At 33.5% G+C, this 11,744-nt stretch carries 7 protein-coding genes and 1 pseudogene; 2 read left to right on the top strand and 6 right to left on the bottom strand.

What is annotated here, in order from left to right:
- The 6 genes and pseudogenes from CCPUN_RS03735 to CCPUN_RS03710 form a co-directional block, all read right to left on the bottom strand.
- Positions 1 to 1,112 (bottom strand): annotated as a pseudogene (locus CCPUN_RS03735) (hypothetical protein); the annotation flags it as partial.
- Positions 1,113 to 1,517: 405 nt separating this feature from the next.
- The gene (locus CCPUN_RS03730) at positions 1,518 to 2,582 is read right to left on the bottom strand and encodes a sodium:solute symporter family protein (RefSeq protein ID WP_133282242.1); all 1,065 of its coding nucleotides are present in this window, start codon (positions 2,580 to 2,582) and stop codon (positions 1,518 to 1,520) included.
- A 161-nt stretch (positions 2,583 to 2,743) separates the two neighbouring features.
- Positions 2,744 to 4,201 (bottom strand): sodium:solute symporter family protein, encoded by a 1,458-nt coding sequence (locus tag CCPUN_RS03725; RefSeq protein ID WP_133282241.1) that lies wholly within the window; start codon positions 4,199 to 4,201, stop codon positions 2,744 to 2,746.
- A gap of 211 nt (positions 4,202 to 4,412) precedes the next feature.
- Positions 4,413 to 5,831 carry a sodium:solute symporter family protein gene (locus tag CCPUN_RS03720; protein WP_133282240.1) on the bottom strand — a complete coding sequence of 473 codons (1,419 nt, stop codon included), beginning with the start codon at positions 5,829 to 5,831 and terminating at the stop codon, positions 4,413 to 4,415.
- Positions 5,832 to 6,084: 253 nt separating this feature from the next.
- Complete coding sequence (locus tag CCPUN_RS03715) at positions 6,085 to 8,001, bottom strand: RecQ family ATP-dependent DNA helicase (RefSeq protein WP_133282239.1); 1,917 nt, start codon at positions 7,999 to 8,001, stop codon at positions 6,085 to 6,087.
- Between the two features lie 156 nt (positions 8,002 to 8,157).
- Positions 8,158 to 9,066 carry a hypothetical protein gene (locus CCPUN_RS03710; RefSeq protein ID WP_133282238.1) on the bottom strand — a complete coding sequence of 303 codons (909 nt, stop codon included), beginning with the start codon at positions 9,064 to 9,066 and terminating at the stop codon, positions 8,158 to 8,160.
- Between the two features lie 275 nt (positions 9,067 to 9,341).
- Between CCPUN_RS03710 and CCPUN_RS03705 the strand changes: the two genes are divergently transcribed.
- Positions 9,342 to 10,184, top strand: coding sequence for a DUF3108 domain-containing protein (locus tag CCPUN_RS03705; RefSeq protein WP_165941942.1), 843 nt, complete (start codon positions 9,342 to 9,344; stop codon positions 10,182 to 10,184).
- A gap of 14 nt (positions 10,185 to 10,198) precedes the next feature.
- Positions 10,199 to 11,641 carry an Asp-tRNA(Asn)/Glu-tRNA(Gln) amidotransferase subunit GatA gene (gene gatA, locus CCPUN_RS03700; RefSeq protein ID WP_133282236.1) on the top strand — a complete coding sequence of 481 codons (1,443 nt, stop codon included), beginning with the start codon at positions 10,199 to 10,201 and terminating at the stop codon, positions 11,639 to 11,641.
- Positions 11,642 to 11,744 lie beyond the last annotated feature (103 nt).

Genomic DNA, 11,744 nt, shown 5'->3' with positions numbered 1-11,744 from the left:
TTTGATTTACTATGTCTTTTTAAGAATAGCGCCCAATCTGTAAATTTATTTATTATACTCTGAAAATCTTCTTTATACAACGGAGTGCTGTTATGCAAAAAGGATATAGCTTGGGTTACATTGCTGACTACATTTTCTAAAATGGTCCCATTTTCCGAAATTACATCTTTGTCTCTTTTTTGCGTTATATCCAATCCATATGCGATTTCTTTAAGTTTTTGTTCTTCTTGAGTTTGTTTTTGGTGTTCCAAATAAGAAATTTTTTTATTTAATAAATAAATTTGATTTTTAGCGTAAAAAATAATCAATAGAACAACTACACCGAATACTAAAACCAATGGCATATTTTTGACACTTATTTGTAAGATTCCTTCTATTTCTAACTGGAAGATAGCATAAGCAAGCATTAAAACGTTAAGTACCATAGCAGGTATGCTTATATAAGAGGGTAATATATATACAGTAAAAGCCAGGTGAACAAAGGCTAAAAATAAGGTAAATATAAGATTTGTACTATGTAGCCAGTGAAAAAAAATGTCCATAGAAAGTGCAAAAAGCAGTCCTATAACCCAATATTTTCCAGATATATAATGGGTGCCGCCCTTGTTTTGATGCATACCATAACAAAAAAAGATGAGGGCCGTTATTAATCTAAGTACATACCAATTTGTAAAATGATCCTTCCCGATTATAGCGAGAGCAAACAGCGTGGTAATTCCAATATAAAAGGCCATTAACAACAGACTTTTATGATCAGGTTGAAGTGCCTTCAACTTATTATGGAGTTTTTCTTCTTCTTGCATCCGCTTTTTTTTTCTTTCCTGTGCCTGTCTTTTTTGTTTAGCTTCATCATCCTCTTTCATCCATCCTGTACCTTCTGGCTGTGGACGTGAATAATGTGCAACCATCATGGCTATGCCATTAGCCAACATACACAAAAAGGAACCATCTATATTTGTTTTTGGTTCAACCCATATTTTCCATGCTATCATAGTCAATGCCCCAGTAACCATGCCTATTACAGCCGTTATAAATGTACCTCGAAAACCAAAAACAGCTAGGATAAAGGGGGCTGTAATCACAGGTACAGAGAAAGCAAATATTAGCTTCATTAGTTCTAGTACAGGACTTTCGCACTTTTAGTTAAAAACACTGTTTATAGACTAGTCTATAAAATAGAGAAATGTTAATATTATTGATTATCAATACTATAAAACATGTCCATGTCTAAAAATGCAAACACAATTATCTGTTTTGCGAAAGTCCTGCTAGTAAATCTGTACAGTAAAATGTTAATACCATAGCAAATAGACCTACAATTAGGGAAGTCAATCGAACAAACCAAAGCCCATTTGAAGTAATTGTTTGTTTCCTCCATATACTACTACAGGACTTTCGCACTTTTAGTTAAAAACACTGTTTATAGACTAGTCTATAAAATAGAGAAATGTTAATATTATTGNATTATTGATTATCAATACTATAAAACATGTCCATGTCTAAAAATGCAAACACAATTATCTGTTTTGCGAAAGTCCTGTACTATTTACAATGTCATAGACAATCAAAACGGAACAACTATTGAGGTTCGAATCCGCTGTAGACATGGTAAGGGAAAGGAGACTGATACAGACCAGCCCCTTGACAAAGGGAACAACATTACCCATTATATATTTCCAAATACCCTGTATCGGAAGATCTGGAACTGCTACGAACACAGCAATGCCCACTAAGACGATGAAAATAATTACAAAGAAACTCAGTATGCCAGAATACATAAACACTCTTTGGGCTTGTATGGGACTAGAAGCCATATAGATTCTTTGTATTGTTGATGGTTGTATATAAGACACTATGCCAGCCAGAATCAATGCAATGAAACTGACTAAACTAGTATTCAAACTAAACACATTTGAAAATTGAAACTTTTCTTGAGTTTTTAAAAAAGCAACAATATTGCCTATAGAGAACTCCGTTTTTTGAAACATAAGCCAAGCTAATACAGGAATAATTATTAAAAAGGTTATAAATTGCAATGCATCTGTATAAGTTACCGCACGAATGCCTCCAAATGAAGAATAAAAAATAAGAATAAGTGTAGCAATAATAGTTATAATTCTAGGATTAACCATATCTGTACACATGCTGATGGCTAATGTTATTACATTAATTTGAATAGCAATAGTAACAATAGCAGTCATAATCGAAGATATTGCAGTGATCACTCTCGGTATTCTACCATAAACACTTCCTATTGTTTCTGCCATAGAAAGGTTTCGCATAAACAAAGACATACGTGATGCCAATGGAATAAAGATCCAGATAGATATGGTGGCAGAAAGTATTGTAAAAAATATCCAATGTAAACCTTGTTTGTGTACTTGCTCTACATTACGAATTAAGCCTCCACCGCCATAAATTGTAGCCAATACCGTAGCTACCAACGTAGCTGTGGAAAAGTTTTTATTACCTACAGCATAGTCTTGAAGGCTGGTCGTTTTTTTACTAAAGTAGAGCCCTGTAGCCAATGTCAATAACAAAAAGGCTATTACCATAAGAAGTGGAAGATTGGATAACATCATAGAAAATCTTGTTTTAAAAAAGTTACATAAATGTTTTAAACTGTTGCCCCAGATACCTTACAAATTAATAGAAGACATTATAGGTAACTTATTTAATAAAATTAAGTTTTTATTAAATAAGTTGTTAATACATAAATTAGTGGCTTAATGTCTAGCTATTTTTATATGGGTAAGTCTTTAACAGACGTTTTGAGCACTTCATCATCCTCTTTCATCCATCCTGTACCTTCTGGCTGTGGACGTGAGTAATGTGCAACCATCATGGCTATGCCATTAGCCAACATACACAAAAAGGAACCATCTATATTTGTCTTAGAAACGATCCATATTTTCCATATTATCATAGTCAATGCCCCGGTAACCATACCTATCAAGGCTGTAGTAGAAGTACCTCGAAAACCAAAAACAGCTAATAGAAAAGGAGCTGTAATGATTGGGATAGAGAGATCAAAAGATAACTTAAGTAATGCTAGTAAATCTTTATAATAAAATGTTACGATCATGGCAGATAGACCTACAATTAGGGAAGTAGCCCTAACAAGTCCAAGTCCATTCCAAGTAGTTATTTGTTTCCCACGTATACTTTCTACAATATCATGGCTAATTAAAACGGAACAGCTATTGAGATTGGAATCAGCTGTAGACATAGCCATAGCAAAAAGACTAATGCAAATCAACCCTTTAAAAAATGGATGCATATTGTTTATGATAAATCCCCAAATATCTTGTATAGATAAATTTGGAGATACTACAAAAACGCCAATACCAACCAAAATTATAAATATTTTTATAAAAATGCTTAACAGACCTGAATACAAAAACACTCTTTTAGCTTGTATAGGACTAGAAGCCATATATACTCTTTGCATTATATCCGGATTTATACAAGAAACTAATGAAGATAAAACCAGCATAATAACACTAATCAAACTAGCATGTCTAGTTAATACTGTATTAAGTTGGAATTTTTCTTGTTCCCCCAAAAAAGTAATCATTTCACCTATTGATTTTTCAGTTTTTTGAAATATCAACCAAGCTAACACAGGAATAATTACTAAAAAGGTTATAAATTGTAATGCATCTGTATAAGTTACTGCACGAATACCTCCAAAAGTAGAATAAAAAATAAGAATAAGTGTGGCAATAATAGTTATTATTCTAGGATCAACCATATCTGTACACATGCCGAGGACTAATTGTATTACATTAATTTGAATGGCAAGACTAGTAATGGCAACAGCAATACCAGATAATGCAGTAATTATTCTAGGCATTCTACCATATATACTTCCTATAGTCTCAGCTATAGATATATTGAGCATAAATGGTGACATACGTGATGCCAAAGGAGAAATAATCAAAACACCAAAATTACTTAGGAATAAATAAACTAACCATAGAAAACCAAGTTCATATACTTGTTGTACATTACGAATTAATCCTCCACCACCATAAATTGTAGCCAATACCGTAGCTACTAACGTAGCTGTCGCAAAATTTTTATTACCTACAGCATATTCTTTAAGGCTGGTCGTTTTTTTACTAAAGTAGAGCCCTGCAGCCAGTGTAAATAACAAAAAAGCTCCTGTCATAAGGAGTGGGAGATTGGATAGTATCATAGGAAATTTTGTTTTAAAAAAGTTACATAAATGTTTTAAACTGTTGCTCCAGATGCCTTATATTTACTACTTAATTAGTAGAAGACATTATAGGTAACTTATTTAATAAAATCAAGTTTTTATTTTAAAATTTATTAATACATAAATTAGTGGCTTAATGTCTAGCTATTTTTATATGGGTAAGTCTTTAACAGACGTTTTGAGCACTTCATCATCCTCTTTCATCCATCCTGTACCTTCGCTGTGGACGTGAATAATGTGCAACCATCATAGCTATGCCATTAGCCAGCATACAAAAAAAGGAACCATCTATATTTGTTTTTGGAGCAACCCATGTGTTCCAAGCTATTATAGTTACTGTTCCGGTAACCATACCTAGTAGAGCAGTAGTAGAAGCACCTCGAAAGCCAAAAACAGCTAAGATAAAAGGGGCTGTGATGACTGGGATAGATAAAGCAAAGGATAATTGCATTAGCTCCAATAAACCTTTACAATAAAATGTTAATACCATGGCAGAGAGACCTACAATTAAAGAAGTAACCCTAACAAGTCCAAGTCCATTCGAAGTAACTATTTGTTTACCACGTATGCTTTCCACAATATCATGGGCAATCAGAACAACGCAAGAATTTAACTCAGAATCAGCAGTAGACATAGTAAGGGAAAGGAGACTGATACAAACGAGTCCCTTAAAAAAGGGGGCAAGATTATTCATTATATATTTCCAAACATCTTCCATAGGGAGATCCGGACCTATCACGAAAATAGCTATTCCCACTAATGTTATAAACATAATTATAAAAAAACTCAATATACTAGAATAGATAAAAGCTCTTTTAGCTTGTATGGGACTAGAAGCCATATAGATTCTTTGTATTGTTGATGGCCTTATTTCAGACACTATGCCAGCCAGAATCAATACAATGATATTGATTAAACTAGTATTCAAACTAAACACATTTGAAAGTTGAAATTTTTCTTGAGTTTTTAAAAAAGCAACAATATCACCTATAGATAACTCAATTTTTTGGAACATAAGCCAAGCTAATACAGGTATAACTGCTAAAAAAGTTATAAATTGTAATGCATCTGTATAAGTTACCGCACGAATACCTCCAAATGTAGAATAAAAAATAAGAACAAGTGTAACAATAATAGTCATTATGCTAGGATCCACCATATCTGTACACATACTAATGGCTAATGATATAACCTTGATTTGAATAGCAACAGAGGCAATAGCAGTAATAATGGAAGATATTGCAGTGATCACTCTTGGTATTCTACCATAAACATTCCCTATTGTTTCTGCCATAGAAAGGTTTCGCATAAACGAAGACATACGTGATGCCAATGGACTAAGGATCCAGATAGATATAGCAGTGGCAAATAGTGCAAAAAATATCCAATATAAACCTTGTTGATGTACTTGCTCTACATTTCGTATTAATCCTCCTCCCCCAAAAGCTGTAGCCAATACCGTAGCTACTAACGTAGCTGTCGCAAAATTTTTATTACCTACAGCATATTCTTTAAGGCTGGTCGTTTTTTTACTAAAGTAGAGCCCTGCAGCCAGTGTAAATAACAAAAAAGCTCCTGTCATAAGGAGTGGGAGATTGGATAGTATCATAGGAAATTTTGTTTTAAAAAAGTTACATAAATGTTTTAAACTGTTGCTCCAGATGCCTTATATTTACTACTTAATTAGTAGAAGACATTATAGGTAACTTATTTAATAAAATCAAGTTTTTATTTTAAAATTTATTAAAATATAAAATATGACAGGCTCTCCGACCCCGATGGTGGACAAATTTCCTCCTGATATAACGTCTGTTTGTCTATTGCCTTCTGCTGGCTCAAAAGCCTCTTTATTCTGAGACGCTTCATTTAATATTCTTACAGCTGTATAACTGTCCAGGACTTTGATAGTAGATCTCTTTGTATTCTAACATTTCTCTAATCGTATCTAATATTTCTTTTTCCTTATCTTGTGGAACCCCTTCTACTAGCTTTTTGACATCATGTTTACCATTTAGTATAGCATGGATAACATATTGTCGCATCTCTGCATGGTCATTAATTTCTGTTCCTTTTACTTTTCGCTGCTTACATATGTCACAATTATGACATATTTGTTCTTTTTCGTCGAAATAATCCAGCAATATAGCCAGTCGGCAACGTCTTTCATTGGTAACATATTCAATAACAGACTCTAGTTGCTGATAGGCTATTTTATTCTTCTGTTCAATTCTATCCACACGAAGAGGTAACTCAGAACAGATATAACGTGGTGTTAAAAAAGTGATTTGTGGATTCAGTTTTTGTGGTAGATATTCTATTACTTTTAATTTATGTAATGCCTTTAACTGTTCACATACTTTTGATTCACTGAACTGGATCAATTGAGCTAATTTTTTTTCAACTATACTACAATATGGTGTAAAAAATGCTCCTCCATATAGCCTCAGCAAGCCTTTAAGCAGCAAATCATAAGTAGGATGCAAAAGTTGGAACTCATATAATGCTTTTCTAGAAAGAGAACAGTAAACCCTAGATGGCTGGTAATAAGCTTCATTAAGTTGTATCAATCCCTCTGACTCTAATACTTTTAATCCATAATAGGCTTCTTTTGTGTATAGCCTCATTTGGTTTTTAAAATCTTCTAGATCAAAATCATACGTTACAAAGGCATGAGAGCCTACAGCTATTTTATAATAATTAACTAAATGTTGATAGATAGCCTTCACTTGACTGATGGTTGGATAACTTTCTCTCCACCTCTGCTTTAAGACAGCAATATCTTGTGCATCATACCAAAGGATAGCATATGCCATATGATTATTTCTACCAGCTCTTCCTGATTCTTGTGCATAGGCTTCTAACGAGGAGGGTAGATCTAGATGCATTACCAGTGAAACATCTGATTTATCTATGCCCATACCGAAAGCTGCTGTAGCAACCATTACCCGGATCTTACCGTTCCCCCACTCCTCTTGTCTAGCTGTTCTACTTGTTACAGTAAGACCAGCATGGTAAGGCAGTGCACTAATACCATGTTTATTTAAAAAAGCAGCAATGGTCTCTGTTCTTTTCCGGGTATTCACATAAACAATAACAGATCCGGTGGAAGTATTTAATGCCTTAAGCAATTGTGCTTCTTTATTATCTGTTTTACGCACCCAGTAAACCAAATTAGGTCGATGAAAAGTTTGCGTAAAACAAACTGGCATTTTAAGTCGTAATTGTTCTTGTATATCTTTCTTTACGGTCTTGGTGGCAGTAGCGGTAAACGTAACAGTATTTGCTTCTGGAATGATTTGCTTAAAATCAGCAATTTCTAAGTACGAAGGTCTGAAGTCATATCCCCATTGTGAAATACAGTGTGCCTCATCTATTACTAATGTAGTAATATTCATGGTAGTAACACGAAATTTAAATAGCTCTGTTTGTAGTCTTTCTGGAGAAACATACAGTAATTTAGCATGGCCATAAATACAATTATCAAGTCTTTGTGCTATTTCTGAAGCAGACATTCCTGAAAAAATTGCTTCTGCATAAATACCTCTTTTCTTGAGTTGTGTTACTTGGTCTTTCATCAGGGCAATAAGGGGCGTAACTACAAGGGTTAAACCTTTTTTATAAAGTGCTGGTAATTGAAAACAGAGTGATTTTCCACTTCCAGTAGGTAAAAAAACCATCACATCATTTTTTTCTAAAATGCTGCTAATTATGTTCTTCTGGAGTGGACGAAATGAAGTATATCCCCAATATTTTTGTAGTAAATCATAAATTTGTTCCATAACTTATCGTTAAACAATAAATCATTTGCTACGCTAGGTTGCACATGAGGAAATTCCTGCCCTGAACAACACATATGTAATACCATATGCTACAAAAGTAGGTTAAAGCAATTTGAAAAGTCAAAACCAAATTTAATGTAAACGATCTCTTGCTATTTAGTCATTTGATAATATCAGTTTACAGTATCTTTTTAGTAAGTCTACATCTGCTGTTTCTTTTAAATGAACTTCCCCCAATATGGTTTTTAACTTATCAAGTCCATGAGGTAACGTTTCTTTTAATTCTTTATAACTTACACAGTAAGGACTGATTGCCAGTCGTTCAGCAATTTTTAAACTTTCCTCAATAGCTTTTTTATTTTCTGAATATTGAAACTCTTTGGAATGTTTGATAAGGTTGGCCTTTTCTTTTTGTATAATATTTTTCCATAGTTTAGTGCCAGATAGATTACCATCTTTTTCCCAACCTGCTAAATTGGCATGCAGCTGCTTGATTGTAACATGAAAATTATTTATTACATGATCATCGTCATCATAATGTACAAATTGAAAAAATGATTGATAAGCTAATAAAGACTCGGTAAGTTTCTGGTTGATTATGTTCTGCGCAAATGTTCTTAATGCCTCTGCTGCTTTGGGATCATCCGTAGGTAATTTTTTATTGATGGCTACAACTTCTTCTTCATGCTCCTCTGTAGGGTTTTTTATGAGTTTACCAAAAGCATCGAAAAGGTTTTTTAAACTAGGAAACAATTGTTCTAATCCCTTTAGATCATTTTCCCTATAACTACTCCAAAGGTCATATGGCTTTGGTTCTGTACCACTGGTAAGCCATTTAGTTCCTTTTTCTTTTAATTTTTTTCTAAAACCAGTAATCACTTCCGGTGAGTTTATAAGAACTATCTGCTGCAATTCTTCAGGTGTATATTCAGGAAGCTTATGGGTATTTTGGGTATAGAAATCTCGTTCTTCCTCAGCAATATGTTTGTTATTACAACTATTACAAAAAATAATTGTCGAACATACTGAAAGAAAACTATTTAAAAGATATTTTTTTAAATCCATATGTAAAATTAAAATAATAAAGATAGACATCCCTTAATCTTAGAGAACACACAGCCCTTTATGATCCTACAAACAGATTCTGAATGTCCTTCACCTTGTGCAAGATAAGTTTTTCCTCTTTTCTTTCCTATTTTATGGATTCACTTTTTAACACAAAGAAGCAACTTGTTATTCATTTTAGTCAAAGGCGTGTTTTTGTATATCTTAGTCTTTTATCGTACCTTTATGGTCATCCATGCATTATATTGGTTTATAGTTTATTTTCAGTCATACCTATGAGTTATTTAAAGAGATTATTTTACTTTTTGCATTGTTTTATATTCATTATCACAAATGATATACATGCTAAAAAAAATGAGACGTTGAATCCTACTTCCTTTCATAAAGGAGAAGGGTTAGCATATCAAGTATATTATAGTTTTATTCATGCTGGAACAGTTACTATGGATGTAGATGAGCATGTACATAATGTTCATGGTCATAACTGCTATAAGGTAGCAGTAAAAGGGACTTCTAGCAATGGATTAGGTGTTTTAGGTATTAAAATAGAGAATATATGGGAAAGCTATTTAGATATTAATCTATTATGCCCACATAGATTTACTTCTCACATTCAAGAAAATAATTATACAAGGAAAGAACAGATTGACTTTGACTATGAAAAACAACAGGCAAAAATAGAAATTACTGAAAGCACACATAATATGGATCACGAAGTATCCTATCATCCCATTCCCAGTAAAGATCAAATCAAAGATTTAGTAAGTGGTTACTATTCGTTGCGAAATATCGATACTACGAAATTAAAACCAGGTGATAAGATTCATGTAAGTGTCTTACATGACCAGCATGTCTATGATGACGTAGAAATTATTTTTCTTGGCAAGAGAATGATTACTACTAAGCTTGGCCAAATAATGACCTTAGTTTTTGCTCCCCTTATACCTACTATTGATGGAAGTATTTTTTCAGGGGAACGTCCTGTAGAAGCATACATTTCCGATGATGCTAACAAAATTCCTATAAAATTAAAAGCCAACTTAGTAGTAGGTACAGTAGATATAGAACTTTCTGATTATAAAGGACTAAAAGAGGAACTTCTTTTTCAAAAATCTTAATATCCATTTTGCCTATGCCTATTTTTGATGATTATTATACTTTTAGTGCGTTACGTTCATTAATTGCATCACATACAATTACCGTTTCGGAAGTAGTTACCCAGTTATTGAAACGTATTCAAGAACAACAAGATCTAAATGCTTTTGTAAATGTTTATGATAATCAAATCACAGAAAATGCTGTTGTGATGGATCAAAAAATTAGAGCAAAAAAAGCAAAAGCATTAGCAGGTATGGTTATTGGTCTAAAAGACATGATTTGCTACAAAGATCATCCTTTACATGCGGGTAGTAAAATTTTAACCAATTATATTTCGCCATTTCATGCTACTGTTACAGAACGATTATTGGCAGCAGATGCATTGATTATTGGTCATCAAAATTGTGATGAATTTGGGATGGGATCTTCTTCCGAAAATGCCCATTTTGGCACAGTACTTAATCCTCTAGACAAGACTAGAGTGGCTGGTGGCTCTTCAGGAGGCTCTGCAGCGGCGGTGAAAGCCAAGATGTGCCATGTTTCTATTGGTACCGATACAGGTGGATCTGTCAGACAACCAGCTTCATTTTGTGGCCTTGTAGGACTTAAACCTTCTTATGGAAGGATTTCTAGGCATGGACTAGTTGCCTATGCCTCTTCTTTTGATACGGCTGGAATACTAGCTCATACGGTAGAAGATTGTGCACGCGTCTTAGGAATCATAGCTGGTCCTGATGAATGGGATGATACCACATATCCAAAACAGGTACCTGATTACCTAAATGAACTAAATAAATCAGGACGCTATAGAATAGCTTATTTAGAAGAAACATTGAGCAATGATGGGTTACAATCAGAAATAAAAGAACAAACTATAAAAGCCCTAAATTTACTCAAAAAAGAAGGACACCAAATAGATAGTATTCATTTCCGTTTACTTAAATATGCATTGCCTACTTATTATATTCTTGTAAATGCTGAAGCCAGTACCAATCTTGCCCGTTTTGATGGAATGCGTTATGGATTCAGAAGTAGTAATGCGACAACTTTAGAAGAAGTATACACCAAAACAAGAACGGAAGGCTTCTCTAAAGAGGTAAAAAAAAGAATTATGTTAGGAACTTTTGTACTTAGTGCATCTCAATGTGCGAAACATTACATAAAGGCATCCAAAGTGCGAAACTTAATAAAACAAGAAATGCAAAAAATATTAAGCAATCATGATTTTATTATATTGCCTACCACTACTGCTACTGCCTTTCGGGTGAATAGCTTTGCCAATAATCCATTAGCCATGTATTGGAGCGATCTTTACACGGTATTAGCATCAGTAGCTGGTTTGCCTGCTATATCTTTGCCAAATGGAGTAGATAATAAAAATTTACCTATTGGGATTCAGGTTATTGGTAATTCTTTTGAAGAAGAAAAGCTACTGGCTTTCTCACACCATTTTGAAAACATTATGGCATGCCAGTAAAGTACAATTGTATAAAATATCAGGTGGTGGTACAAATATATGATGGGATAAAAGACTGACATTGAGGATTTTCCACTATATTTGATAAAAAACGGCTAATTTT

The sequence above is a fragment of the Cardinium endosymbiont of Culicoides punctatus genome (assembly GCF_004354815.1).
GTDB lineage: Bacteria > Bacteroidota > Bacteroidia > Cytophagales > Amoebophilaceae > Cardinium.
Note: the sequence above shows the minus strand (reverse complement) of the source record. Positions and strands in the feature narration are given on the sequence as shown.